Source organism: Nitratiruptor sp. YY08-10, assembly GCF_016629565.1.
Taxonomy (GTDB): Bacteria; Campylobacterota; Campylobacteria; order Campylobacterales; family Nitratiruptoraceae; genus Nitratiruptor.
In genome coordinates this window covers 87,058-111,786 of record NZ_AP023057.1, presented here as the reverse complement: position 1 = coordinate 111,786, position 24,729 = coordinate 87,058, and the positions used below count along the sequence as shown (strand labels likewise).

General features: G+C 40.7%; 28 protein-coding genes and 1 tRNA gene. 10 read left to right on the top strand and 19 right to left on the bottom strand.

Annotation, left to right across the window (positions count from 1 at the left end; genetic code table 11):
• The first annotated feature begins 76 nt into the window (after nucleotides 1–76).
• The gene (gene ilvD, locus JG735_RS00615) at nucleotides 77–1,771 is read left to right on the top strand and encodes a dihydroxy-acid dehydratase (RefSeq protein WP_201334946.1); all 1,695 of its coding nucleotides are present in this window, start codon (nucleotides 77–79) and stop codon (nucleotides 1,769–1,771) included.
• A complete protein-coding gene (gene rsgA / locus JG735_RS00610; protein ID WP_236584095.1) occupies nucleotides 1,746–2,633 on the top strand; it encodes a ribosome small subunit-dependent GTPase A in 888 nt (295 codons plus the stop codon). The genes ilvD and rsgA overlap by 26 nt, the downstream gene beginning before the upstream one ends.
• On the opposite strand, the gene JG735_RS00605 is transcribed toward rsgA, so the two are convergent.
• From JG735_RS00605 to JG735_RS00585, 5 genes are all read right to left on the bottom strand, one after another.
• Entirely contained in the window at nucleotides 2,630–3,817 is a 1,188-nt protein-coding gene (locus tag JG735_RS00605) for an NnrS family protein (protein ID WP_201334945.1), read from the bottom strand. The two genes, rsgA and JG735_RS00605, sit on opposite strands and share 4 nt — an antisense overlap.
• 62 nt (nucleotides 3,818–3,879) lie before the next feature.
• On the bottom strand, nucleotides 3,880–4,737 hold the full coding sequence (locus JG735_RS00600; protein ID WP_201334944.1) for a VIT1/CCC1 transporter family protein: 858 nt from the start codon (nucleotides 4,735–4,737) through the stop codon (nucleotides 3,880–3,882).
• Entirely contained in the window at nucleotides 4,737–5,423 is a 687-nt protein-coding gene (locus JG735_RS00595; RefSeq protein ID WP_201334943.1) for a Sir2 family NAD-dependent protein deacetylase, read from the bottom strand. Before JG735_RS00595 ends, JG735_RS00600 begins: the two co-directional genes overlap by 1 nt.
• 297 nt (nucleotides 5,424–5,720) lie before the next feature.
• Nucleotides 5,721–5,942: a hypothetical protein gene (locus JG735_RS00590; RefSeq protein WP_201334942.1), complete on the bottom strand. Its 222-nt coding sequence runs from the start codon at nucleotides 5,940–5,942 to the stop codon at nucleotides 5,721–5,723.
• A 9-nt stretch (nucleotides 5,943–5,951) separates the two neighbouring features.
• Entirely contained in the window at nucleotides 5,952–8,165 is a 2,214-nt protein-coding gene (locus JG735_RS00585; RefSeq protein WP_201334941.1) for a bifunctional diguanylate cyclase/phosphodiesterase, read from the bottom strand.
• Between the two features lie 192 nt (nucleotides 8,166–8,357).
• Between JG735_RS00585 and JG735_RS00580 the strand changes: the two genes are divergently transcribed.
• Nucleotides 8,358–8,780 carry a SufE family protein gene (locus tag JG735_RS00580; protein WP_201334940.1) on the top strand — a complete coding sequence of 141 codons (423 nt, stop codon included), beginning with the start codon at nucleotides 8,358–8,360 and terminating at the stop codon, nucleotides 8,778–8,780.
• Nucleotides 8,781–8,817: 37 nt separating this feature from the next.
• On the opposite strand, the gene rplT is transcribed toward JG735_RS00580, so the two are convergent.
• The 7 genes from rplT to glmM form a co-directional block, all read right to left on the bottom strand.
• Nucleotides 8,818–9,168 (bottom strand): 50S ribosomal protein L20, encoded by a 351-nt coding sequence (gene rplT / locus JG735_RS00575; protein ID WP_201334939.1) that lies wholly within the window; start codon nucleotides 9,166–9,168, stop codon nucleotides 8,818–8,820.
• 81 nt (nucleotides 9,169–9,249) lie between these two features.
• Nucleotides 9,250–9,444 carry a 50S ribosomal protein L35 gene (gene rpmI / locus JG735_RS00570; protein ID WP_201334938.1) on the bottom strand — a complete coding sequence of 65 codons (195 nt, stop codon included), beginning with the start codon at nucleotides 9,442–9,444 and terminating at the stop codon, nucleotides 9,250–9,252.
• A gap of 96 nt (nucleotides 9,445–9,540) precedes the next feature.
• On the bottom strand, nucleotides 9,541–10,077 hold the full coding sequence (infC, locus tag JG735_RS00565) for a translation initiation factor IF-3 (RefSeq protein WP_201334937.1): 537 nt from the start codon (nucleotides 10,075–10,077) through the stop codon (nucleotides 9,541–9,543).
• Nucleotides 10,074–11,912 (bottom strand): threonine--tRNA ligase, encoded by a 1,839-nt coding sequence (gene thrS / locus JG735_RS00560; RefSeq protein ID WP_201334936.1) that lies wholly within the window; start codon nucleotides 11,910–11,912, stop codon nucleotides 10,074–10,076. Before thrS ends, infC begins: the two co-directional genes overlap by 4 nt.
• Nucleotides 11,913–11,971: 59 nt before the next feature.
• Nucleotides 11,972–12,046 (bottom strand) — tRNA-Val (locus JG735_RS00555).
• Between the two features lie 19 nt (nucleotides 12,047–12,065).
• Entirely contained in the window at nucleotides 12,066–12,497 is a 432-nt protein-coding gene (lspA, locus tag JG735_RS00550) for a signal peptidase II (protein WP_201334935.1), read from the bottom strand.
• Complete coding sequence (gene glmM, locus JG735_RS00545) at nucleotides 12,497–13,834, bottom strand: phosphoglucosamine mutase (protein WP_201334934.1); 1,338 nt, start codon at nucleotides 13,832–13,834, stop codon at nucleotides 12,497–12,499. Before glmM ends, lspA begins: the two co-directional genes overlap by 1 nt.
• A gap of 103 nt (nucleotides 13,835–13,937) precedes the next feature.
• Between glmM and rpsT the strand changes: the two genes are divergently transcribed.
• Both rpsT and prfA read left to right on the top strand, forming a co-directional pair.
• Nucleotides 13,938–14,210: a 30S ribosomal protein S20 gene (gene rpsT / locus JG735_RS00540; RefSeq protein WP_201334933.1), complete on the top strand. Its 273-nt coding sequence runs from the start codon at nucleotides 13,938–13,940 to the stop codon at nucleotides 14,208–14,210.
• 12 nt (nucleotides 14,211–14,222) lie between these two features.
• On the top strand, nucleotides 14,223–15,287 hold the full coding sequence (prfA, locus tag JG735_RS00535) for a peptide chain release factor 1 (RefSeq protein ID WP_201334932.1): 1,065 nt from the start codon (nucleotides 14,223–14,225) through the stop codon (nucleotides 15,285–15,287).
• 12 nt (nucleotides 15,288–15,299) lie between these two features.
• Here prfA and JG735_RS09880 read toward each other — a convergent pair whose 3' ends face one another.
• The 4 genes from JG735_RS09880 to speE are packed head-to-tail and all read right to left on the bottom strand — an operon-like array spanning nucleotide 15,300 to nucleotide 18,196.
• A complete protein-coding gene (locus JG735_RS09880) occupies nucleotides 15,300–16,025 on the bottom strand; it encodes a glucosaminidase domain-containing protein (protein ID WP_201334931.1) in 726 nt (241 codons plus the stop codon).
• Complete coding sequence (dapF, locus tag JG735_RS00525) at nucleotides 16,019–16,771, bottom strand: diaminopimelate epimerase (RefSeq protein ID WP_201334930.1); 753 nt, start codon at nucleotides 16,769–16,771, stop codon at nucleotides 16,019–16,021. The genes JG735_RS09880 and dapF overlap by 7 nt, the downstream gene beginning before the upstream one ends.
• A complete protein-coding gene (gene coaE / locus JG735_RS00520; protein ID WP_201334929.1) occupies nucleotides 16,758–17,363 on the bottom strand; it encodes a dephospho-CoA kinase in 606 nt (201 codons plus the stop codon). The genes dapF and coaE overlap by 14 nt, the downstream gene beginning before the upstream one ends.
• Nucleotides 17,357–18,196, bottom strand: a complete 840-nt coding sequence (speE, locus tag JG735_RS00515; protein WP_201334928.1) for a polyamine aminopropyltransferase — start codon at nucleotides 18,194–18,196, stop codon at nucleotides 17,357–17,359. The genes coaE and speE overlap by 7 nt, the downstream gene beginning before the upstream one ends.
• A 114-nt stretch (nucleotides 18,197–18,310) precedes the next feature.
• Here speE and JG735_RS00510 point away from each other — a divergent pair, with 114 nt between their 5' ends.
• From JG735_RS00510 to JG735_RS00490, 5 genes are read left to right on the top strand one after another with little or no spacing between them, the layout of a single operon-like run.
• A complete protein-coding gene (locus JG735_RS00510; protein ID WP_041353944.1) occupies nucleotides 18,311–18,535 on the top strand; it encodes a hypothetical protein in 225 nt (74 codons plus the stop codon).
• The gene (gene purM, locus JG735_RS00505) at nucleotides 18,532–19,524 is read left to right on the top strand and encodes a phosphoribosylformylglycinamidine cyclo-ligase (RefSeq protein ID WP_201334927.1); all 993 of its coding nucleotides are present in this window, start codon (nucleotides 18,532–18,534) and stop codon (nucleotides 19,522–19,524) included. The genes JG735_RS00510 and purM overlap by 4 nt, the downstream gene beginning before the upstream one ends.
• Entirely contained in the window at nucleotides 19,521–20,222 is a 702-nt protein-coding gene (locus tag JG735_RS00500; RefSeq protein ID WP_201334926.1) for a YdcF family protein, read from the top strand. Before purM ends, JG735_RS00500 begins: the two co-directional genes overlap by 4 nt.
• Nucleotides 20,215–20,793, top strand: coding sequence for a DedA family protein (locus JG735_RS00495; protein WP_201334925.1), 579 nt, complete (start codon nucleotides 20,215–20,217; stop codon nucleotides 20,791–20,793). Before JG735_RS00500 ends, JG735_RS00495 begins: the two co-directional genes overlap by 8 nt.
• A 48-nt stretch (nucleotides 20,794–20,841) precedes the next feature.
• Nucleotides 20,842–22,059, top strand: a complete 1,218-nt coding sequence (locus JG735_RS00490) for a nitrous oxide reductase family maturation protein NosD (RefSeq protein WP_236584076.1) — start codon at nucleotides 20,842–20,844, stop codon at nucleotides 22,057–22,059.
• On the opposite strand, the gene feoB is transcribed toward JG735_RS00490, so the two are convergent.
• From feoB to JG735_RS00475, 3 genes are read right to left on the bottom strand one after another with little or no spacing between them, the layout of a single operon-like run.
• Nucleotides 22,056–24,176, bottom strand: coding sequence for a ferrous iron transport protein B (feoB, locus tag JG735_RS00485; protein ID WP_201334924.1), 2,121 nt, complete (start codon nucleotides 24,174–24,176; stop codon nucleotides 22,056–22,058). The genes JG735_RS00490 and feoB overlap by 4 nt on opposite strands.
• The gene (locus tag JG735_RS00480; protein WP_236584074.1) at nucleotides 24,173–24,418 is read right to left on the bottom strand and encodes a FeoA family protein; all 246 of its coding nucleotides are present in this window, start codon (nucleotides 24,416–24,418) and stop codon (nucleotides 24,173–24,175) included. Before JG735_RS00480 ends, feoB begins: the two co-directional genes overlap by 4 nt.
• On the bottom strand, nucleotides 24,411–24,728 hold the full coding sequence (locus tag JG735_RS00475) for a hypothetical protein (protein WP_201334923.1): 318 nt from the start codon (nucleotides 24,726–24,728) through the stop codon (nucleotides 24,411–24,413). The genes JG735_RS00480 and JG735_RS00475 overlap by 8 nt, the downstream gene beginning before the upstream one ends.
• Nucleotide 24,729: the final 1 nt, after the last annotated feature.

The window sequence follows — 24,729 nt, the reverse complement described above, 5'->3', positions numbered from 1 at the left end:
TGGATTGCAATTATAGCATATTTTTTTTCTTTGTAAACTTTTTTGGGATATAATTTGACAAAAACTAGGAGAAACAATGCGAAGTGATGAGATAAAAAAGGGGTTTCAACGTGCACCCCATAGAAGTCTTCTTCGAGCGACTGGATTGAAGGACGAAGATTTTGAAAAACCGTTTATTGGCGTAGCAAACTCGTTTATCGAGATTATTCCAGGTCACTTCTTCTTAAACAAATATGCTGCCATCATCAAAGATGAAATACGAAAATGTGGATGTGTGCCATTTGAATTCAATACTATCGGTGTTGATGATGGGATCGCAATGGGGCATGACGGGATGCTCTATTCGCTTCCGAGCCGTGAAATCATCGCCAACTCCATAGAAACCGTTATGAATGCCCATAAGCTCGATGCGCTTATCTGTATTCCAAACTGTGACAAGATCACTCCTGGCATGATCATGGGAGCACTGAGGGTTAATGTACCTACCATTTTTGTGAGCGGCGGTCCAATGAAAGCCGGAAAATTATCGGATGGAACTCCGATCGATTTGGCTACAGCCTTTGAAGCGGTAGGTAAAGTTGCAAAAGGAGAGATGAGCGAAGAAGAGCTTTACCAGATTGAGTGTGAAGCGTGTCCAAGTGGTGGAAGCTGTTCAGGAATGTTTACTGCAAACTCAATGAATACCTTGATGGAGGCGATGGGAATAGCCCTAAAGGGCAATGGAACCATTTTGGCTTTGACTCCTGAGCGAGAAGAGCTTTTGCGAAAAGCGGCACGAAGAATTTGTGAAATTGCAAAAGACGAAAAACTCACCCAAGAGTACAAAATTAGGAATATTCTCAACGAAAAAGCGATCCATAATGCATTTGTCGTGGATATGGCAATGGGCGGAAGCACCAATACTGTGCTTCATATGATGGCAATTTCCAAAGAGGCAGGAGTCGATTTTCCTCTATCAAGACTCAATGAAATCAGCAAACATGTAGCGCATATTGCAAAAATCTCCCCAAGCCTGCAAACGGTGCATATGGAAGATATCAACAAAGCCGGTGGCGTGAGTGCCGTAATGAAAGAAGCAAGCAAACGAAGCGATACGGTTCTTTATCTTGATAATCCAGTGATTGAGGGTGGAACGATAGGGGATCGCATCAAAGATGCAAAAGTGATCGATACCTCTATCATTCATCCTATCGATAAACCATATAGCGAAGTTGGAGGATTGGCGATCCTTTTTGGAAACTTGGCCCAAGAAGGAGCTGTTGTCAAAACGGCTGGAATTGATCCAAATATGAGAGAGTTTACAGGAAAGGCCATCTGCTTTGACAGCCAGCAAGAAGCAATCAACGGAATACTGGGTGGAAAAGTAAAACCAGGGCATGTGGTCGTAATCCGCTATGAGGGGCCAAAAGGTGGGCCCGGCATGCAAGAGATGCTTGCACCTACGAGTTTGATCGCAGGAATGAATCTTGGTGACAAAGTTGCGCTCATTACTGATGGACGATTTAGCGGAGCAACAAGAGGGGCTAGTATCGGCCATGTGAGTCCAGAAGCTGCTGAAGGCGGTGTGATAGGACTTTTGCAAGATGGAGATGAGATATACATCAATGTGGACACCTATACGTTGGAGGTGAAATTAAGCGATGAAGAGCTTGAAGAGCGCCGTAAAAACTTTAAACCAAAAGTAAAAGATATCAAAGGCAGATGGCTCAGACAATATCGAAGCCTTGTAACAAATGCGGCTAACGGTGCGGTACTCAAAGATGAGTGTTAAAGGACTCGTAACCTACCGCAGCGCCGCTGCGAGTCGAGTTACAAGACTCGATACGTTTGAAACATTTCCTACTATCCTACGCAAAAAGGTAAAAAAAGAGAAAATCTATGCAGGAGACTATGTAGAAGGCGAAATAGTTGATAATCAATTTGTTATTGAAAGCATCGAGCCAAGACGCAATCTCCTCACACGCCCGCCTGTTGCCAATGTTGATAATGTTTTGGTTGTGATGGCTATGAAAACGCCAGATTTCGATAGTTATCTTTTGGATAATTTTTTGGCGGTATATGAATTTAAAGGGATTGAACCGGTTATCGTTTTTAATAAAATTGATCTTCTTATAGAAGATAAAAGTGAGCTTGAAAAGTGGATGAGGCTTTATAGCGCGGTAGGATATGAAACGATTGCCATCAGTGCACAAACCAGTGATGGAATTGACAAAATCAAATCCTATATTCAAGGAGACATTACAATCGTTGCAGGTCCAAGTGGGGCTGGAAAATCGACACTGCTTTCAAGACTTCTTGGTATTGAGATTAAAACAGGACAAGTAAATGAAAAGATAGGGCGGGGACGCCATACCACAACTGCAGTGACGCTGTATCGTTTCGATGATTCCTCATTCATTGCCGATACACCCGGCTTTAGCAAAGTGGAGGCGAGCTATTTTATGGAAAAAAAAGAGGTACATCGCTATTTTAAAGAGTTTTTACGCTATACCTGTAAATATCCGGACTGCACCCATACCAACGAGCCAGGATGCGCTGTCAAAGAGGCGGTTTTACGTGGTGAAATTAGTTGTGATCGGTTTAAAAACTATCTCAAAATCATGCAATATTACTGGAAAGAGCTGCCCTGCTAGGGAAGTCTCTTTCCAAAGGCCAACACTTCAAAATATTTCCACAGCCATGCAATTATCAACAGTATCCATAATGTTGCACTGATGTCGAACATCGGGGCCACATGTCCAAATGAGGCGGCCAAGCTAAACATGATACGGCCAAGAACGACGATCTGCGTAAAGTAAAAGATCAATATTCCAGCTCTATCTACTCTCAAAGCATTTCCGGAGTGTCCAAGAGTTACTCTTGTGCCAAAACCTATAAGCACAGTCATCAAAAAGCCAAGAGCCAATAGATGCAAAGGAAGCTTGAAGCTATACCAACCAAAAAAACTTTCAAAAAACTCTGTTATACTGCCAAGAAACAGTGCAGTTGGAAGCCAAAAAAGGGCCAGATGCAGTATCCAAAGCAACGGCTCCTTGTTTGGAAAAGGAAGATTGATCTTTTTTATCTCATACGCAACAACCAAAGCTGCAATGAGATCGATTAAAAACAAAGCTTTGGGATAGATTCCACTCACAAAGGAGTGGAGTAAGAAAAGAGCAAACATTGAGGCATACAAAAATCTGCTTTTTTTATATTCCATGACGTGTGAAAAAAATGGAACCATACGAAAAGCCACTACCAATGCGACAAAAATCAAGTAGAGATAGATACCAAAATTGACTGCCGTATCGTAAAAAACAGTCGATTTACAGCTGCAAGGAATGAGCGAGAGCAAAAAAAGCAGATTGCTTATCGCGCCTGAGCCTATGCCAACAATGAGCCAGTATTGATCCTGTTTTGGCATCATACATTTTTGATAGATACCATAGAACTCTTTTAGCGTAAGCGTCAAGGACAACACCATAAAAATTGGCGCAACAAACCATAAAAAAGGCACCCAGATGCCAATCAAAAAAACAAGTGAAGCCAGAAAATTGAGAAGAAAAACCATAAGATATCGTCTCGGCTCAATTGGGGGTGTTCCGGAAAACCTTGGAAAAGTGGTAAATAAAAAGCCCAAAAAGAAGTTGGTAAAGATTAAAAAGATCATCGAATAGGCATGCAAAAACTTTGCATTGGTATCAAAGAGTCCTCGAAACGCCGGTATAAAAAGAGCCATAAAAATAAGGGCATTGATCATTCCAAGCGCAAAAAAGGGCTGATGCGGCTGGGCAAAGAAATACTCCCTTTTCGATAGTTTTACCTGCGTAAACTGCATATATCCCTCCCCTTTTTTCACAAAACTATAACAAACATTGATCTATTTATACTTGAGCATGGTCAAATTTCTATACCAAAATAGCGATTGACAAGAAATCCAATAACAAAACTGATAGCAGCCACACCAAAGGTAATGAGAAACATCTCTTTGACCCGTTTGGCAAAATCCTCTTCTCTAGCCACTGCAATGTAATAGTTGTACACAAGAATGGAAAGCGCAGCACCCATAAACATAAAAATCAGCGCCACTTTGGCTCTATTAAAGATAAAGAAAGGCAGCACCACTATAATGGTTGTCAAAATGTAAGAAAGTCCTGTATAGAGGGAATACTTTTTAGGTTCTATCCCTTTGTCCGCATTTTCTCTTGCTTCCAAATAGGCACTTCCAGCCATAGAAAGCGAAGCGGCAATGCCCATGATGACTCCTGTAATTCCTACATATTTGGCATTTGAAAAGGCTAAAGCTACCCCTGTGAGTGTTCCGGTCAGCTCTACCAGCGCATCGTTCATACCAAGAACCACCGCTCCGGCATACATGAGCTTTTCATCTTGAAGCATATTGATGAGCATCGTTTCATGTCTTGCTTCATCTTCATAGATTTTTTTCGCCTCGGGATACTCTTTTGCTACTTCTAGATAAAACTGTTCCGCTCCCTCTTCTCCCATCTCCATTTTTTTTAGAGCAAAACTAAGACCAAACAGTTTGGCCAAAGTGACATAAAAGCGAACTCTCCACATTCTTGGCTTGAGTTCTTGCTTTGTCACTCTCAGCCAAAACTGATAGTGTCTCAACTCATCTTTGGCAATTTGGGCAAGAATCTCGCTGTTTTTGCCTTTTTCCAGTCTCGATAACGCCATATAGATATGATACTCGTCTATTTCGTTTTGCTGCTGTTTTAGCGCTTTTTGCATATCCATTATATTTCCTTGAGTAGTTTTTTCAATTCTTCTATCGCCTTATCGGCGCTTTTTTGGATAAAAAAGGTAAAGTACTCATCGATATACTCTTCGAACTCTCCAAACATTGTAACTCTTTTTTCTCTTTTTGGATTGATCAAAATAGAAACCGGATAGTTTTTGGCAATATCGGCTATATCGATCACTTTACCACTTGTTCCTACTGCTATGAAAATATCGGCTTTCGTTGTATATAAATAGCGATAATTTGGCGCAACTTCTCCAAAAAGTATAACATTTGGACGGACATCGGAACTGCCACAAAAGTGGCATATCTTTGGTTGGACACTATACCCTATATCCCAGATTTTCTTACACATTTCACACCGAACTTCTCTCAAGTTTCCATGCAGATGGATAGGTTTGTCTCCGGCTTTTTCACACAGATCATCCACATTTTGTGTCAGATGGATGGCGTTTGGCAGGGAAGCAAAAAAATAGTGGGCTGGGTTTGGCTGATAATGCGCGAGCTCTATTCGCCTTTGATCAAAAAATGCGATCACTTTTTGAGGCCTTTTCAGCCAGGCTTCATGGGTTGCAACTTCATCAATACCCACTTCATCCCAAAGACCGCCATCTCGAAAGGTAGGAATACTGCTTGGAGCAGATAGTCCCGCACCACTGAGGATATAGATATTTTTTATCATTTTTTTTTATCATTTTAAGGCAAAATTCCATACAAAAATACTATGATAAAAACCTTTTTTTGTAACATAAACAATCAATACAGACTATTTTAAAACTTTAATAGACTAAGTATTCATTAAAGAAATTGAATCTCTTTTAGCAAAATAACTGAAAATTTTCATGCAATTTCTTTTGATTCTATTCCTTTGATAGCCAACTATAAAGAAAGCATCCCAATTTCAAACTACTCTTTCAGTTTTTATAGCCTTTGGTCCACATATATGTGAACCACATGCTTTATTGAGTGTAATCCAATCCTACAAAAATCCCAGTTCAGCCAATATCGGCTCAATTTTGGCACTGATATCAAGCAGTTTTTGTTTGAGCATATCCCATACGACTTTGTCCGCCTGATCTTCGGTATACCACTCTTCGATATGGGCTAATGCGTTGCTTTTTTCCTCTTCGCTCAAATGGGAAGAGTTTTTGATAGCCTCTTTGAGTTTTTCGAGTTTTTCATGATGTTTGTGATGCGGCATCGAGCCTCCTTAAACGATATAGTTTTTCATATCAAATCTATCCAAAAATTGCTTTAACTCTTCTTTTGGCATCGGTTTGGCAAAGTAGTATCCTTGAATATAGTCCACACCAAGATCTGTTAAGATATCCAACTGCTCTTTTTGTTCAACCCCTTCGGCGATCGTTCCTTTCTTCAGTGCCTTTGCCATCGAGATAATCGCTTCCGCAATGGCCCGATCCTCTTCATCGGAAGGTATGGACCGGATAAACTCCATATCGATTTTGAGGTTTGTAATAGGCAAATGTTTCAGATAGCTTAAAGAACTGTATCCGGTTCCAAAATCGTCTATTTCGATTTGAATACCGTTTCGATCCAGATCTTCAAGCTGGGATTTGAGTCTATCGACATTTTCCATCAAAACCGATTCCGTTATTTCGACAATGAGCTGTCGAGATTTCACCTTATAACGCTTTACCGATTCGATGATCTCGCGTGCCATATTGCGGTTGAGAAGTTGTGTCACAGAGAGGTTCATGGAAAAAGCGATACGAAGTTCTTGATCTTCGAACTCTTTTGCCGTTGTGCATATATCATCCAAAATAAGCTCACCTACTTCATTGATAAGGCCACTCTCTTCAAGTATGGAGATGAAGACATTTGGAGGGACCAAACCTCTTTTTTTGCTATTCCATCGAAGCAGGGCTTCTGCACCCCATACTGTACCATTATGGATATCAATGATCGGCTGATAATAAAGCAGATACTCTTTTTTGGAAACCGCCTCTTTGAGTTCACGTTCAAGATCGAGATAATCTTTTGGCAAAAAGGTGATATTTTTATTGGCAAACTCGATCTGCTTGCCCCCTTTACGTTTCGCCTCTTTTAAAGCTTTCTCGGCCAATAGAAAAAGAGACTCTTTTTTTCTTCTATCTTCAGGATAAAAAGCGACACCCATACTAATAGAGACATAAAGCTTTTTCCCATGGACCTTGACATACTGTTCATTGAACTTTTCTAACATATCTAAAGCGTGATAGATCTCCTTCTTCTCTCCTTTTATAACAATTCCAAACTCATCCGTACCGATACGGGCAATGATAGCATCGGGCAGCTTCTTCGTCAAAAAATGCGCAAGATGCTTCAGTACTTCATCTCCAGCCCAGAATCCCATCACATCGTTTACTTTTCTGAGCTTATCCACATCAATGAGTACAATCGCAAAATGTTGCTCATATTCAATATTGGAATCGATCTCTTTAAAAAAGAAATCCCTCGTCGGCAGAGCTGTAAGAGGATCTGTTGATAGCAGTAAATCCGCCTTTTGCTGCAACATAATCTCACTGATCGCCATATTGATTTTGTACATCACCTCGCGAAGCCTGTTTCGTTTCTCTTCATCCAAAAATATTTTTTGCTTCGAGGCAATTAGAACGAGATACGCTACCTGTTCACTCTTATCAAACTCCCACTTTCGTTTCAAAGGGAAGATGATCTGACTTTTGAAATCTTTTGAAAGCAGATCTTCGGATGTGATCACATCCTCTTTATGGATCACAACATCTAAAATAGATTTGAATGCAGTAAAATCGTAGATCTGTTTCATCAGTTCTTGGCCTATATGCGAATCTCCCTCCACTACCAAAGGAATGATCTTTTTTCTTTTAAGATCTACTTGTGCTGCCCAGCCAAAATCGAAAAGCCCCGAATGAATGAAGATTTTTAGAAGTTCTTTTATCAATGGCTCAAATATTTTGACACGCAAAATAAGATTTGCAGTTGCTCGTTCTATTTCATTCAATTTGAAATTGACTGTATCAAACTCTTTGTTTTTCAAAAACAGAAGATAATATTTTTTACCATCGATCTCTATCACTTCACCCTTTAAATCGGCAAAGAGTCTATGGTTATGGAGATTTAGATAAATCCCCTTGAGACTTGCATACCCTTTGTGATACAGCGCATCCAAAAAATCCTCAATCACACTTTTATACACAAGATCGAAAAGTTCTACAAAAGAGCCTCCTTCGACTTCTGCTTTCGATATGTCAAACCATTGCGAAAATATCCCATCTATTTCGATGACATCTCTTTTCTCGTCCAAAATTACCAAAGCTTCGCGCTCGGTATAGAAACTCACACATTTGTTGATCATATCATCCGCTATCAGCTGCAGCTGCTTTTGAGTCTCTTTTGGAACCAGTCCCTCGATCTTTTTTGCAAACTCTTTCTTTATTATTTCCATACTCAAAATCCTCATTCGCTATTTTGGTAATTTGTCCTAACTTTTTTTATACCCACTTATATATTAAGTAATCATAATAATCCTTTGAAATAAATAAAAGATAACTTTTTATGCATATTTTTCCAAAAAAGCAAATTAAGAGTAAATTTATCTTATTTAAGTTATAGTGAAGAAAAAAAATAAGGAGCCGTTATGACGATGGACGAAGCGTTGCAGCAAATCAAGGAGGATTTTGAGCTTTTGCAAGATCCAAATGCCATTATAGAGTACATTTTGGAATTGGGCCAGACAAACGAGATGAGATTGCCTGATGAACTGAAAAACGAAAAGACAAAAATCCATGGATGCGCAAGTGATGCATGGATGGTGGAGGAGTGCAAAGATGGCAAATGCCACTTTATAGTTGAAGGCAGCTCAGAAATGGCAAAAGGGATGATTCCTTTAATGCTCAAAATTTTTAACGATAGAACGCCCGATGAAATTTTATCCTTTGACCCGCAAAAGCTCTACTCTTTAGGATTTGATAAGATCTTGAGCCCGACGAGACTGCAGGGAATGGAGGCTTTTTTGAAAAGAATCTATGGCTTTGCTCAAAAATGTAAGGAAAATCAATAGATTTGAAGCAACAAAGCGCCAAAAGGCGCTTTGAAGATTAGAGTGCGGCTTTTGCTTTTTCTACAACCGCTTTAAAAGCTTCCGGTTCGTTCATAGCCATATCTGCCAAGATTTTTCTATCCAGCTCGATGCCAGCTTTATTTAATCCATGGATAAATCGTGAATAGCTGATGTCGTTGAGTCGGCATGCAGCATTGATTCTTGTTATCCAAAGTTTTCTGAATTCTCGTTTTTTCTGTTTTCTGTCACGGTATGCATAAACTAAACTTCTCTCTAGCTGCTCTTTTGCTTTTCGAAAATGCTTTCTTCTACCGCTATAAAAACCTTTTGCCTGCTTGAGGATCTTTTTGTGTCTTCTTCTTCGAACTGTTCCTGTTTTTACTCTCATTCTTTACTCCCTTTACCTTTTTTGGATTTTTGAGGTGCCGCTTTATGCGGACTTGACCCTTCTTGGGGTGGAGTCTCTATCTTAATATGTAGATATCAACTCAATTACACGTGGTTCATCCACTTTGCTCACATAATGAGGAGCTCTCAAGTGTCTTTTTGTCTTTTGGCTTTTCTTCGTCAATATGTGGCTTCGAAAAGCGCTTCCTCTTTTGATTTTGTTTTTGGTCTTTTTGAACCGTTTTGCTGCACCGCGATGGGTTTTCATCTTTGGCATGGCTTCTCCCTTTATAGAATTCAAGACAGAAATTATAGCCGAAGTTCTTGAATTTGAGATTAAAAAATATGGGTAGATAAAAAAGAGGAGAAGGGACTACTTCTTCTTTTCCTCTTTTTTAGGTATAACGAGCATGTTGACATATCGGCCTTCTAGGTGGGGTTTCTTCTCGACAACACCGATATCTTCGATCAATGGGATGATCTTTTCAAGTACCTCTACGCCCGCTTCAGGATGGCTCATCTCCCGACCTCGTAAAAAGACACGAAATTTGACGTGTTTCCCTTTTTCGAGAAACTCTCTTGCATGTTTGACTTTATAGTCAATATCGTTTTGGGCGATTTTAACAGAGAGTTTGATCTCTTTCACCTCTATTTTGGTCTGTTTTTTCTTGGCCTCTTTGAGCTTTTTCTCTTGCTGATACTTAAACTTGCCATAATCCATAATTTTGCAAACAGGCGGATTGGCATTCGGAGCTATGAGGACAAGATCCAGTCCCTTTTGCTCTGCTATCTGTAGAGCTTCGTCTCGACTGATAATTCCATACTGCGTCCCGTCATCACCTACACATCGAACCTCTGGTGCATCTATCTGATCGTTGAGGAGCACCTGATCTTTTTTCTTCTTACTCAAAAGCGTACCTCACTTAATTTCTCCTTGATTTTAGTGAAAAATTCACTTTCACTTATATTATACTGCGTTTTTTCTCTTCTATCCCTTATAGCGACACTTTTACTCTCAACTTCTTTATCACCAATGATTGCTACCATTGGAACTTTTTGCTTTTCAGCATTTCGTATTCGTTTGTTCAAACTGTCTTTGGAATCGTAAATCTCACTATCTACGCCCATCTCCAATAGTTTCGCCTGAAGTTCTTTCGCATAGGCTACATGCGAATCGGCAATCGGAACGAAGATGATCTGCGTCGGAGCGATAAAAAATGGAAACTCCCCGGCATAATGCTCGATCAAGATTCCAATAAAACGCTCGAAAGAGCCCAAAATAGCTCTGTGGATCATTACAGGACGTTTTGCGCTATTGTCGCTGTCAACGAATTCCAATTCAAATCGCTCAGGCAGATTGAAATCTACCTGAATTGTTCCGCACTGCCATTTTCGCCCAATCGCATCGGTTATTTTGATATCGATTTTCGGTCCATAAAAAGCACCGCCGCCTTCATCGATACCATACTCATGGCCATTCTCATCCAAAGCTTCTTTGAGCGCTTTTGTGGCTACTTCCCAGATGGCATCGTCACCTATCGCTTTTTTCGGCTTTGTAGAGATCTCCATCTCATATTGGAAATTGAAACTTCGCATAATCTCATCGACAAAACCGAGTACCTCTATAACGATATCTTTGATCTGTTCAGGTTTACAGAAGATATGGGCATCATCTTGGGTAAACTCTCGCACTCGGAAAAGTCCATGCAGCACCCCGCTCTTTTCATGGCGGTGCACGACTCCATATTCGAAAAATTTAAGCGGAAGTTCTCTGTAACTTCTCTTTTTTGATTTGTAGATCATGATGTGGCCGACGCAGTTCATCGGCTTGATGCCATACTCTACGCAGCTCTCTTTCCTCTCGTCATCACAAATTTCTGTGAAGTACATATTCTCTTTGTAGTTTTGATAGTGGCCACTTTTTTTCCATAGATCACTTTTTAAAATTTCCGGTCCCCGTACCGGTTCATACCCTCTTTTTCTATGGGCATTGAATAGAAGAGATTCTAGTTTGCTTCGAAGTCTTGCACCTTTGGCAAGCCAGATAGGAAGTCCGGCACCCACCTCTTCACTGAACATAAAAAGTTCCATCTCGGCGCCAAGTTTTCTATGATCGCGTTTCTTGGCTTCTTCGATCATTGTCAGATAATCTTTGAGTGACTTCTTGTCTGCAAACGCCACTCCATAGATCCGAGTAAGCATCTCTTTGGTCTCATCGCCCCCAAGATAGGCTCCGGCTACTCGGGTAAGCTTAAAATGCTTGAGATATTTGGTATTTGGCACATGAGGTCCACGGCACAGATCTTCAAAATCACCCTGTTTATAAATAGAAACCATATCGCTTGGAATAGATTTTAAAACCTCTTGTTTGAGATCATCTTCTTTGAATTTCTCTATCGCTTGGGATTTTGGCACTTCATATCGGGTGATATCGAGTTTTCTTCTTGCAATCTCTTGCATCTTCTTTTCGATTTTCGGCAAGTCCTCTTCGCTGATTTTCTCATTTGTTCGAAAATCGTAGTAAAACCCCTCATCAACCACAGGACCTACAAAAAACTTCGCATCCGGATAGAGCTCTTTGATCGCCTGTGCCATGAGATGGGCTGTGGAGTGTCGGATAACTTCTAGTGCTTCGGGGCTGTTTTCAGGATAGATTTTTTTTGCAGATTCTATATCGATATTTTTTACTTTTGCAGTCTGGAGGTCCAGTATCGCTCCATCTTTTTCTATTGCAATCGGATCCAAAAATCTCCTTTACTAGTCATTTGTCACTATCCACATCTATGGACAGTAACCAACGACTATGGTGGTCGCGAGAGGATTCGAACCTCTGACCACTACGATGTCAACGTAGTGCTCTACCCCTGAGCTACGCGACCAAACTCAAGTGAAATTATATCAAGTTTTTTTAAAATGTAAATAGATGAGAAGTACAACAGAAAGATCGATCATAACATCTGCAAAATTGAAGACTGCAAAATCAAACCCGCAATGCCAGTACACATAATCGATCACACCCCCGTAAATAAAGCGATCATACAGATTACCAAAAGCCGCTCCAAAGAGTGTTCCAAAAAGAATGGGATGCTCAAAAAGCCACCTTTTTTTGATCAAATACCCGAAAAAAAATCCAATAAGCGTGAGGATGACCCATTTAAGATAGGATCCCATAAAAGAGAGCAGACTAAAAGCGACACCTTTATTGAGCACGTATCCCAATGTGATGCATCGGGTCTCAAGAAAAGCCCCCTGTAAAAAAAGCTCTTTAATGGCTCTATCGATGAAAAAAATGCCAACGGCCATCAGTACAAATACAAAAAGCCGCTTCATCAACTGAGCCGCTCTTGAAAAAATTGGATCAACTCCTCCATCAGCTTTTCAAGCATTTTTTGATCTTTGCCTTCAAGGAGTATGCGCAGTTTGTTTTCCGTACCAGAATATCGGATCAACGAGCGGATACCGCTCTTTTCAATCCTCTTTTGAAGTTCCGGAAACTCCTCTATCGTTTCAAGGGGCTTTTTCTCTTTCACCGTCACATTTTCCATTTTGCTTGGATATAGAGAAAATGGATAGAGAATTTCGCTTGCCCTCTTTTGACTTCGAAGCATATAGGCTGTGATCTGCAGAGCCGTCACGATACCATCGCCTGTTTTGGAATAGTCGCCAAAAATGATGTGACCGCTCGACTCTCCTCCAAAATTGATTCCCCTTTTTTTCATCTCATCCAGGACATATTTATCCCCTACACTACTTCGAACAAGCCCAATTCCCAGAGTCGCAAGATAGTCTTCGAGAGCTTTATTGCTCATGACAGTGGCAACAATCGCATCGCCTTGAAGCATCCCCTCTTGCTTCAAATAGGTTGCCAGTGCGCCGATGACAAGATCACCTGGCACGATCCTTCCTTTTTCATCCACAACCACTAATCGATCTGCATCCCCATCCAGTGCAAACCCGATGTCAGCTCTGTATTCTCGTACCTTTTTGGCAAGTTCCCCAGGATACATAGCCCCACACTTTTCGTTGATATTGAAACCGTTTGGTTCATCGTTAATTACAAATACTTCGGCACCCAGTTCACTGAAAACTGTCGGAGCCACTTTATAGGCTGCGCCATTGGCCGTATCGATGACTATACGAAGTCCATGAAGCGTCAGATCTTTTGGAAAAGAGTTTTTCAAATGGACTATGTATCGCCCTATCACATCATCGATTCGTTTGGACGATCCGATATCCTGATCAGTTTTTTGATTTTCTTCTATTGTTTGTTCATCAAAAAAAATAGCTTCGATTGCTTTTTCATCTTCTGGCTGAAGTTTATCTCCCTGATGGTCGAAAAACTTGATACCATTATCATAATATGGATTATGCGATGCACTGATCATAATTCCCGCATCGCAACGCATATCTTGGGTTAAAAATGCTATCGCAGGCGTCGGCATCGGTCCTACTTGAATTACATTGTATCCAACGGCAGTCAGACCGCTGACCAAGGCGTTTTCAATCATATACCCGCTTCGTCTCGTATCTTTGCCTACAACGATTTTGTTGGTTACACTGTTTTTTCGAAAATAGATCCCTGCTGCCATGGCCAATCTCATGCTAAGCTCGGCACTCAGAAATTTTCCTGCTTTTCCTCGAACACCATCCGTTCCAAAAAGTTTCATACTTGCACTCCAAAAAGCTTAAAAATATCTAAATTTAAAGAAAATTTAATATTAATTGGGGTAATATTCTAACCTAAAATACTTAAAAAAGGATTGAAGAGCGATGGCAAATCATAAATCCGCACTCAAAAGAGTTCGCCAGACAAAAAAGAGAACAGAACGAAATAGATTCTACCGCACACGAATGAAAAACATCATCAAAGATGTAAAAGAAGCGGTAGCAAGTGGCAACAAAGAAGCAGCAATCGAAGCATTGAAAGTAGCGAACAAACGAATTCATGAATATGTAAGCAAAGGTATCATCAAGAAAAACAACGCTGCAAGAAAAGTTTCAAAGCTTCATAAACTTGTAAATTCCATGAACGAGGCGGCGTAACGCCTCCTTGCCATGCTGAAAGAAAAACTCCAGCCATTTATTCAGCGCTACGATGAGATCAACGAACTTCTAAGCTCTCCTGAAATTACACAAGACATCAAAAAAATGACAGCTCTATCGAAAGAGCAGTCCGAGATAGAACCAATTGTCGATAAAGCAAAAGAGTACTTTCATGTTCTTGAAGCAATAGAAGAAAACAGATCATTGATAGAAGATGAAGAGCTTGGAGAGCTTGCCAAAGAGGAGCTCAAAGAACTTGAACCAAAAAAAGAGCAGCTTGAAGAGGAGATCAAAGTTCTTTTGATTCCAAAAGACCCCAACGATGAAAAAGATATCTATCTTGAAATCAGAGCCGGAACCGGAGGGGAAGAGGCAGCACTCTTTGCATCCGATCTTTTTAAAGCCTATGCACGCTATGCTGAAAAAAAGGGCTGGAAAGTAGAAATTGTAAGCTCTAGCGAGAGTGATTCGGGTGGATACAAAGAGATCATCGCAAAAATAAAGGGACAAGGGGTCTACAGTAGGCTCAAATATGAAGCGGGAACCCACAGAGTCCAAAGAGTTCCTGAAACGGAATCTCAAGGACGTATTCACACCTCTGCTGTAACGGTTGCTATCATGCCAGAAGTAGATGATGTGGATGTAGAAATCAACCCAAACGATCTCAAAATCGATGTCTACCGCTCCAGTGGTCATGGCGGACAATCTGTAAACACAACCGACAGCGCCGTTCGTATCACCCATATTCCTACAGGTATTGTTGTCGCGATGCAGGACGAAAAGAGTCAGCACAAAAACAAAGAGAAGGCTCTCAAAATCTTAAAAGCCAGGATTTTTGAAAAAAGAATGCGAGAGCAGCAAGAAGCTTTGGCAAAAGACAGAAAAGAGCAGGTTGGAAGCGGTGACAGAAGCGAACGGATACGAACCTACAATTTTCCTCAAAACAGGGTTACAGACCACCGAATCGGGCTAACACTCTATAAGCTCGAAGAGATTATGCAAGGAGAACTCGATCAAATCATCGAACCTCTCATTACACACTATCAAGCGCAAAAAATCCAAGAAGCAGGGTTATAAGAAAGAGGAAGATCAAAGAGCCGTGATATGCGTGGCTCTCTCTTCCATTCTGTGCAAAGCATGTTTTTTGATGATGGATCGGACAAGATAGTTGTATCTCTCCCCGATCCCAGAGTAGTGTTCCATTGTCATAGCTGCCTGTAGTCCTGAAAACTGTTTCCCAGCCTTCCTTGCCAAATACCTTGCCATTCGGAACTCTTTATAGGCTGCATGTCTGTTGAGATTAAGCATATACGAGGCAATAGAGTCTTGAATGGAGTTGAAAATTCGTATCTTGTGTTTCTGACCGGGCTTTCTGTTTTTAGGTACAAGCCCCCTTTTCCCATAAGTCCACTCTCCAAATAGGTTGTTGGCCTCTTTGGCAAACCGACTTTTTCCCCAACCACTTTCCAATGCGGCTTGAGCCAACACTAATGAAACCGGTATCGCATCTATTTTTTGCAAGAACTCTTCCATGTTTTCTCTGTTTTTGATGCGATATTTTTTCACGATTGCCTCAAATTTTTCCTGTAACGGCACAGAGATCTCTTTATGACTCTTTTTATATCGGAAATAGGCTATGATAAAGGCTCGCTCCATAAGAACTTTTTGGTTCTCTTTTTCCACAAGAGGTTTTAAAATACGGAAAAACTCCTCTTTTTGTATCTTTGTATTTTTGATCGAGTAGTACCACTGTGGCAGACCCGCTATTGCGAATGTTGCCAAAAATGCAAGTACTACAAATACTCTTCTTACCAAATACCCTCCTTAAAGGTTTCAAACACTTTTTTCACTCTTCCCTTGAAGAAGAGCTTTTCATTTTCGTATCGAAGCTGCAACTCTTCTCCACTTTTTGGAATTACCGTAACCGTAGGGTTTACAACCCCTTCTTGAAAGGCTCGCAAAAAGGTTGCTGCCATTCCGGTTCCACACGCAAGGGTCTCATCTTCCACACCTCTTTCATAGGTGCGAACCCCTATATTTTCCAAATCCCGAATTATACCATAATTTACATTAGCATTATATTTTTTTCTAAGTCTTCTTGACTCATTTTTATCGAACTGTTCCAAATCTTCTACAAACGTAACGAGATGCGGCACACCCGTATCGATAAGCCACCAACGTTTTCCGTTTTCTTCAATCTCACGATCCAAAATTTTTGGCTTGGTAAGCTGAGACTCTACCACATCCCCTTCAACACTTGCCTCAATCACACCGGCCAATGTCAAAAAGCGCATTTTATCTGAAGCCAATCCAAAGCTGTAGGCATAATGAGCCGCTGCTCTGCTCCCATTGCCGCACATTTCAGCCTCACTGCCATCCGCATTGTAAAACTGCCACTCAAAATCATACTTGCTGTGGGGCAAAAGGACGATTAGCCCATCCGCTCCTATGCCTTCGTGTCTGTGACAAAGCATTTTTGCAACTTCGCTTCTATCTTTTTTTACAAATGCATGATAAAGAATAAAATCGTTTCCGCTTGCACTATATTTAACTAACTGCATACTTATCCTTTATAAGCTCTACAAACTTCTCTACCTCTTTTTGCAGATGTTTCAGGTCCTTGGAGTTGTCGATAATAAAATCGGCTAGTTTCTTTTTCTCTTCAATATCCATCTGCAAAGAGACTCTTCTACTCGCCTCTTCCAAAGGAAGTCTTTCTCGTTTCATCAACCGTTGAATCTGCTGCTCTTTTGGTGCATAAACCACTACAACCGGGGATATATCGTAGTTTTTTGTCTCGAAAAAAAGAGGAATATCTATTATATAAGGAACTTTAAAACGCTCCTCTTTTTTGGCAAGCTCTGTAATTTTTTGTTTGATTTTTGGGTGCAGCAGATGCTCCAAAGCTTTTCGTTTGGCACTGTCATGAAATATCACTTTTCCTAGAGCTTTTCGATCCACTTTTCCATCATGCACAAACTTCTCGCCAAACATTTTTGCTATCTCATCTGAAGAGGCATCCAAAACCTGGTGTGCCACCTCATCGGCATCAATGATATGAAACCCATGCAGTTTCAAAAGATTGCAAACTGTACTCTTACCCGTGGCGATACCGCCAGTAAGAGCGATTGCGTGTTGAAAAGGATCTACCACTTATACAGATCTCCAAGCTCTTGTTTTACATAATTTGGAAGCACAAAAGAGGCTTTATGGATATCGGAATTGTAATATCGTAATCCCTCAATCAAATCGGCTCGCTGCAAAATGATATCTGCTGTTGGATGATACAGTTTGCTTCCAAGGATAAAGTTCCAGTTGCATCCAGGATACATATACATCTCAAACCGATAGGGCATGACGATTTTGAAAAACTCTCCAATCACACCCATGATCTGTTTGTGCAGTGGCATATCGATCCACCAGCTCTCTCCTTGCGCTACAACGATACCATCCTCTTTGAGAGCTTTAAAAACGTGCGCGTAAAAGGTTCTATTGAAAAGTCCCTCTGCTGGTCCTTCTGGATCGGTGGAATCCACCAAAATCAAATCATACGTATCTGCAGGAACATTTTTGATAAACTCAATACCATCATCAATCATGAGATTGAGTCTTGGATTGTCCCAATCGCCTATATTTGGAAAATACTCCTTGCAGACATTGACTACTTCTTCATCGATCTCCACAATATCTACTTCCATCTGTGGGTGCCTGAGCAGCTCTTTTGCCACCCCTCCATCACCACCACCAATCACTAACGCTCTTCTTGGCTCTTTGTGGGTGCAAACTGGCACATGCGCCATCATCTCATGATAGATAAACTCATCTTTGTCACAGAGCATCCCATGCCCATCTATCACTAAAATCCGACCAAACTCTTTGCTCTCATACACTTCGATTGTCTGATATTTGCTCTTTGCTTCATATATTTTTGATTCTACTTTTACGCCCTGTTTAAAAAAATCGTTATGAACCTCTTCGAACCACATAGATGCTCCATTTCAGATAAAATTTGTCTGATTCTAACAAAAATTGCTAAATTATACAAAAACTTCATCTGTTAAATGTTATAATTTATATTAAAAATTTTGAAGGGGGAGAATATGTGCGGCGATAAAATGCAGCGAATTTTGATGGCCATCGTCCTTGGATTTACCATGTATCTCTTTGCTATGGGAGTACAGGGAAACGCTTTGATGTTTAAAATAGCAGTCATTATCCAGACCTTTGTAATCATTATGCTCCTTATCTTTGCCTTTACCAACTTTTGTCCAAGCCTTTGGTTTTTCAATAAAATCTTTGGCAAATGCAACTGGGATGAAAAATGAGCATCAGCTATAAAGAGAGTGGCGTCGATATCGATGCGGGAGCGAAACTGGTTGAAGAGATAAAACCATATGTCCAAGCGACATTCAATGAAAATGTTTTAGGAAACATTGGAGGGTTTGCAGGAGGATTTGCCCTGCCTAAAGGCTATAAAGAGCCTGTACTGTTTGGTGCCACAGATGGCGTAGGGACCAAACTCAAGCTCGCCATTGAAGCCAAAAAATTTGATACGGTTGGAATTGATTTAGTAGCAATGTGTGTTAATGATTTGATTTGCAGCTTTGCTGAGCCTCTTTTTTTCCTCGATTACTACGCAACGGCTAAACTGGATGTGGATGAAGCAAAAGAGGTGATCAAAGGCATTGCAAAGGGCTGCGAGGAAGCGCAGTGCGCTTTGATTGGCGGCGAGACAGCAGAAATGCCGGGAATGTACAGGGAGGGGGATTTTGACCTGGCTGGATTTTCAGTGGGAATAGCAGAGAGAAATGAACTAGAAAACAGGCCCGAACTGAAAGCTGGAGACATTTTGGTTGCACTTCCTTCATCCGGAATCCACTCCAACGGCTACTCACTGGTACGAAAACTCTTTTTTGAAAAGCTTGGAAAAAGTTTGGATGATGAATTTAATGGCAAGCCACTCAAAGAGGTTTTGCTGGAGCCTACAAGAATCTATGTACAAACCTATAAAAAACTCAAAAACCATATTAAAGCCTTGGCGCACATCACAGGTGGGGGCATTGTGGAAAATCTGCCAAGAGTGTTACCGAACAATCTCAAAGCAGTGATCGAAAAAAACAAAATTCAAACATTACCTATTTTTGATTTTATCGCCCAGTATGTGGATGAAGAGGAGATGTACAAAACTTTCAATATGGGCGTTGGCATGATTTTGGTCATTGATCCAAAAGATGTAGACGCTGTTTTAGAACAGAGTGATGGATACATCATTGGATCTCTTCAAGAAGGTACAAAGGGAGTAGAGCTTCTTTGATCTACATTGTATCCAAACTTTTTACCTATACTCTTTTGCCCCCAGCCCTTTTTGTCTGGGGCTTTTTGCTTCTTGGCTTCAAACACTTCAAAAAAATTGCATTTTCTTTTGCTTTGCTACTGTATCTTTTATCTACAAATATCGTAGGCAGTTGGCTTCTTACCCCTTTGGAAAACTGGAAGTTTGCAACTTCAAAGGAAGAGCCAAAATATGTTGTCGTTCTTGGAGGAGGCTATGATCGAGGAACACTTTTTCCTACGTCCGCTTCTTCAACAGAGAGAATCTTGACAGGATTATATGTAGCCAGAACGAAAAATCTACCTCTTGTTTTTACCGGAATAGAGGCCAAAGATGCCCAAAAAACTATTCAAACTTTGCAAAAAACCTTTTCTGTGAAATTACCGGTTTTGTATGAAGACAAAAGTTTAGATACCTATCAAAATGCCGCCTTTACAGCCAAAAAAATTTCACAAACATCAATCTATCTCGTCACTTCAGCCTACCACTTGCCAAGAGCATACAAACTTTTTAAACATTTCGGATTTTCCGTAACACCCATTTCATGTGATTATCAAACAAAAGATGATATAACAGTATGGGATCTTTTTCCATCTATGGGAGGTCTAAAAAAAAGCTATATTGCCATTCATGAATATGTGGGACTGTTGAGCCTGATTTTGAGGAATATCGATGATTGATCAAATCGCTTCTTTGCTTGTGCATTTCGCTGAGCAAGCAGGATATTTTGGTGTATACCTATATATGTTTTTGGTGGGTACCTTTATTCCCGTACCAAGTGAAATTTTGCTTATTCCTTCCGGGTATCTTGCCTCCACAGGAATAAAGAGCTACTGGCTGCTTCTTTTCAGTGGGGCTTTGGGAAGTTTGAGTGGAGCACTGCTGAACTATCATCTTGCAAAATGGCTTGTTCAAAAATATCGCCATAAAAAGATGATTCAAAAAACGATTCTTTTTTTCAAGCATCATGGAAAGATCTCTGTCTTTTTGGCTCCCCTTACCCCTGGACTTGGACAGTATATCTCCATTCCTGCCGGAATTTCTCATATGCCGCTTACAAGCTTTATACCTCTCACCTTTTTAGCAAATCTCATCTGGGTAGGATTTATGCTGCTGATTGGATACCTGTTTGGAAAAGGCAAAGAAGCGCACAGCATGGAAATCTGGTTTAGTTTGATTTTACTTGGATTTGTCATCTTCTCAGCAACCCTCTATGTTTTTAAAGAGCTCAAAAAAGAGAAAATTGAATAATCATGAAACTTTTTGATCAAATTTCGTTATGATATGCTTATGAATCCTATGGTTATCAGATATCTTTTTCTTCTATCAACCATTTTGTCCTGGTGCTATAGCGCTGTTTTGCAAAACGCCATCAACAACGCAAAACCCAGCTCCATTATCAACATCTCTAATGGCACCTTCCATGAAACTATCATCATCGATAAACCGCTTACTATCAAAGCCAAAAATTGTACGATTGAAGGAACAAAAAAAGGGAGTGTCATCACGATCAAATCTTCCAATGTACACATCAGCGGAATGCATATCAAAGGAAGCGGCGATCGCAGGGATACGATGGATGCCGCAGTTGTAATGGAAGGTGTCGGCAATGTAACAATAAAAAATTGTACAATCGATAATTCGCTTTTTGGTATTGTGGCGCACTATAGCAGCAATCTTGTTTTTAAAAACAACTCTATCGCATCTTTTCCAGAAAAAGTTGTGGATAACCGAGGCGATTTTATCCGCCTTTGGGGATGCAACAATGTCCTCATTCAAAACAATCATCTTTTTCAAGGACGGGATCTTTCCATCAATCGCTCAAACAACATTTTGATACAAAACAACCAAATTGAACATGCAAGGTACGGGATTTTAGCGATGATGGACCATAACCTCACAGCCTCTTTGAATAAAATTTTTGATATGTATGCAGGGATCTACCTCAAAGGGGGCGCTCAAATCAGCCTTATCCACAACACAATTTTTGATACGCGTCTTGCAACGGGAACTGGTATTTTACTCTCTCACGGCAAAAAGATTTTTGTGCGGCACAACCGCATCTTTGCCTGTGCCCAAGGAGTCTATATCGATTCATCTCCAGCTGAAATTGGCATGCGCCGCTATATCGAACACAATATATTTTCCAACAACTTCACAGCTTTGCATTTTCATTCTGCCATTTGCAACAACACCATTACAAACAACGACTTTCTCGGTAACTTAAACGATGTGGTCAGGGATCTATCAAAAATCAAAAAAGCAAACAATATCATCGAAAAAAACTACTGGGATCGCTACCAGGGATTTGATCAAAACAAAGACGGCTTTGGTGATATCCCCTACCAAATCCTTCTCTATGCCGATAGACTTTGGCAAAACGATCACCACCTGCAGTTTTTCTATGCTACTCCAATCTTTTCACTTTTAGACTTTATCGAGCGTCTCGCACCTTTTAGCGAACCAGAAAAGCTTTTGAAAGATAGGCTCCCCCGAATGGAGCCAGTGAATCACTAAAGAAAATATTTAGCTACCAAGTAGAGAAAAAAGGTAATAAAATAGGCTAAAACCGGCAAAAACAGCACTTCAAACACCATAAGTTTCCAGCCAAACTCCTCTTTGATGGCCGCCATTGTTGAGACACATGGAATATAGAGTAAAACAAAGATCATGTACGACAAAGCAGCAGCCGGAGTTGCGATTTGGCTGCGCAATTTTTGCATCAACAGGCTTGAGGTTTGCTCGCCTTGCAGTGATGCAATCTGCAGGGTTGTTATATTGAGTAGTGATTCTTTCAATGCTTTTTGCAAAGCTTTTGCCTGATCCAAAAGATCATCGAACCATGAAGTCTTTGCTACCTCTTTTTTTTCATTTTCCACACCATAAATGGTTCCAAGGGAGCCTATCACAACCTCTTTGGCCAGCGTTCCTGGAATGAGTGCCGCCACAGGCTCCCAGTGCTCACCAAAGCCAAGAGGTTTAAAAAGAGGAGCAATTTTTTGAGCGGTTTTTGCTAGGTAAGATGTTTGAGGAGTGGATGAAGGGGGAAGACTCATAATGGCCCATACAATGATAGAGGCTGCAACAATCACGGTGCCGGCTCGTGTGACAAAATCGGCAAGTCTAGGTTTCATCGATCGCCATATCGCTTGCAATGTTGGCATATGATAGGTAGGAAGCTCCAAGAAAAAGGGTTTTGTCTCCTGTTTTGGCAAAAGTCTGTTTGCCAAAAATCCCACAAAGAGTGCAACAACTATGCCTAGCAGATACATCGACAAAATGATGAGTGCTTGATAGTGCGTAAAAAAGAGTGCCGTAAAAAGGGCATAGATAGGCAATCTCGCACTGCAACTCATAAAAGGAATCATCAGTGTTACAATGATTCGTTCTCGAAGGGAATTTAATGTTCTTGTAGAATAGACCGCTGGTACATTACATCCAAATCCGACAATCAAAGAGATAAAGGCGTTTCCCTTCACCCCAAGCCCGGCAGCCAATCGATCAAGCAAAAAGCTCACTCTTGCCATATAGCCGCTCTCTTCCAAAAGAGCCATAAAAAAGTATAAGAAGGCTAAAAGTGGTAAAAACGAAAGAACCAGACCCACACCACTCAATACACCATCTACAAAAAGCGATACCATCCAAGGGGGAAAAGCATGCATGGAAGCTCTTAGATGAGATGCTAAAAAATTTTCAAAAAATCCATTCATCCAATCCACTATCGGAGCACTGCCATCAAAGGTTATTTTAAACATCAAAAACATTATCACCACAAAAAAAGGAATACCAAGCCATTTATGAAGTACGAAATTGTCGATTCTATCACTCAAAAGAACTCTGTCAACCAATGGCTTTTTCAGTACCTCATCCAAAATCTTGTCTATCTTTTGGTATCTGTCTTGTACGATAAACTCTTTGACACTCATGCCAAAATGGCGCTGCAACCGCTCTCTTGCCTCCTTGGCTGCCTGAACGATAGCAGGGTCCATCTGCACAACTTTCCTGATGGCAAATTCATCACCTTCTAAAAGCTTGATGGCAAAAAATCTTTTTAACCCGCAATCTTCACTCTCCATCTTTTTGATCAAAAAGGCGATCTCCTTTTCGATATGCTCTTGATAAAAAATTATATTTGGCTTCTTTTTGGATTGGACTGCTTTAAAAATCTCTTGTATAAGTCTTTTTGTTCCAACGCCCTTTGAGCCTATTGTGGGCACACAGGCAACCCCCAAAATCTCTTGAAGCCTATCGATATCAAGTTCATACCCTCTTTTACTAAACTCATCAAACATATTAAGGGCAATTACAAGTGGCTTTTGCAAATCAATGAGCTCAAGGGTCAAATACATATTACGCCTGATGTCCGTGACATCCACTACATTGATAATGCCATCAATTTGTTCAGAGCAGATAACATTTCTTGTCACTTTTTCTTCGATGGAGTATGGTGTTAATGTATATGTCCCAGGTAAATCTATAAGATGAATCTTTTCATCGTGATAGGTAAATGTCACCTCTTTTTTCTCTACCGTCACTCCAGGCCAGTTGCCGACCTGAAGATCGCTTCCGGCAATATCGTTGATCAGTGCCGTTTTACCTACATTGGGATTACCTACAAATGCTATGGTGATCATCTTTTATCCTTGAAAAGTTCCACCTCAATTTTGTTTGCCTCACTCTTTCGAAGCGCCAAATAGGTATTGCCTATCTTTATCTCGATAGGATCGCCAAAAGGAGCGATTCGCACTACTTCTACGGGAACTTTTGTAAGAGCACCAAGCTCTAAAAGACGTCGCTTCAGCTCACCTATATCACCGATTTTTTTGATGATCCCCCGCTCTTTTGGCTCCATTTGGGAAAGCAGCTTTTTACTCATTGTTTTTTACAAGCTCCTCAAAAATCTGTGTCAGCTCCTCGGCACTCACAAGCCCTTCAGCCAAGATTTTGCCTTGCCACTCTAAAGTTGGATCTTTTGCCACACCCTTTTCGATCGATTTCATCGCATCCTTTTCATAGTGAATCTTTAATCGAAGCGGCAGATGTTTGACAGAGCAGACAAGCCTTTTGGCAAGCTTTACCCGCTCCGCATCACTTCCATGGATTGTCACATCAAACAAAGGCCACTCTTTGTGCTCTGCATGAAGCATTTCCCCTTCTTTAAGGGGATAGCAATATTCTAAACTCATT

Coding starts and splice junctions, on each gene's coding strand:
- ilvD (WP_201334946.1), top strand. CDS start 77: ATGCGAAGTGATGAGATAAAAAAGGGGTTTCAACGTGCACCCCATAGA.
- JG735_RS00605 (WP_201334945.1), bottom strand. CDS start 3,817: ATGCAGTTTACGCAGGTAAAACTATCGAAAAGGGAGTATTTCTTTGCC.
- JG735_RS00600 (WP_201334944.1), bottom strand. CDS start 4,737: ATGGATATGCAAAAAGCGCTAAAACAGCAGCAAAACGAAATAGACGAG.
- JG735_RS00595 (WP_201334943.1), bottom strand. CDS start 5,423: ATGATAAAAAATATCTATATCCTCAGTGGTGCGGGACTATCTGCTCCA.
- JG735_RS00590 (WP_201334942.1), bottom strand. CDS start 5,942: ATGCCGCATCACAAACATCATGAAAAACTCGAAAAACTCAAAGAGGCT.
- JG735_RS00585 (WP_201334941.1), bottom strand. CDS start 8,165: ATGGAAATAATAAAGAAAGAGTTTGCAAAAAAGATCGAGGGACTGGTT.
- JG735_RS00580 (WP_201334940.1), top strand. CDS start 8,358: ATGACGATGGACGAAGCGTTGCAGCAAATCAAGGAGGATTTTGAGCTT.
- rplT (WP_201334939.1), bottom strand. CDS start 9,168: ATGAGAGTAAAAACAGGAACAGTTCGAAGAAGAAGACACAAAAAGATC.
- rpmI (WP_201334938.1), bottom strand. CDS start 9,444: ATGCCAAAGATGAAAACCCATCGCGGTGCAGCAAAACGGTTCAAAAAG.
- lspA (WP_201334935.1), bottom strand. CDS start 12,497: ATGAAGCGGCTTTTTGTATTTGTACTGATGGCCGTTGGCATTTTTTTC.
- glmM (WP_201334934.1), bottom strand. CDS start 13,834: ATGAAACTTTTTGGAACGGATGGTGTTCGAGGAAAAGCAGGAAAATTT.
- rpsT (WP_201334933.1), top strand. CDS start 13,938: ATGGCAAATCATAAATCCGCACTCAAAAGAGTTCGCCAGACAAAAAAG.
- prfA (WP_201334932.1), top strand. CDS start 14,223: ATGCTGAAAGAAAAACTCCAGCCATTTATTCAGCGCTACGATGAGATC.
- dapF (WP_201334930.1), bottom strand. CDS start 16,771: ATGCAGTTAGTTAAATATAGTGCAAGCGGAAACGATTTTATTCTTTAT.
- speE (WP_201334928.1), bottom strand. CDS start 18,196: ATGTGGTTCGAAGAGGTTCATAACGATTTTTTTAAACAGGGCGTAAAA.
- JG735_RS00510 (WP_041353944.1), top strand. CDS start 18,311: ATGTGCGGCGATAAAATGCAGCGAATTTTGATGGCCATCGTCCTTGGA.
- purM (WP_201334927.1), top strand. CDS start 18,532: ATGAGCATCAGCTATAAAGAGAGTGGCGTCGATATCGATGCGGGAGCG.
- JG735_RS00495 (WP_201334925.1), top strand. CDS start 20,215: ATGATTGATCAAATCGCTTCTTTGCTTGTGCATTTCGCTGAGCAAGCA.
- JG735_RS00490 (WP_236584076.1), top strand. CDS start 20,842: ATGGTTATCAGATATCTTTTTCTTCTATCAACCATTTTGTCCTGGTGC.
- feoB (WP_201334924.1), bottom strand. CDS start 24,176: ATGATCACCATAGCATTTGTAGGTAATCCCAATGTAGGTAAAACGGCA.
- JG735_RS00480 (WP_236584074.1), bottom strand. CDS start 24,418: ATGAGTAAAAAGCTGCTTTCCCAAATGGAGCCAAAAGAGCGGGGGATC.
- JG735_RS00475 (WP_201334923.1), bottom strand. CDS start 24,728: ATGAGTTTAGAATATTGCTATCCCCTTAAAGAAGGGGAAATGCTTCAT.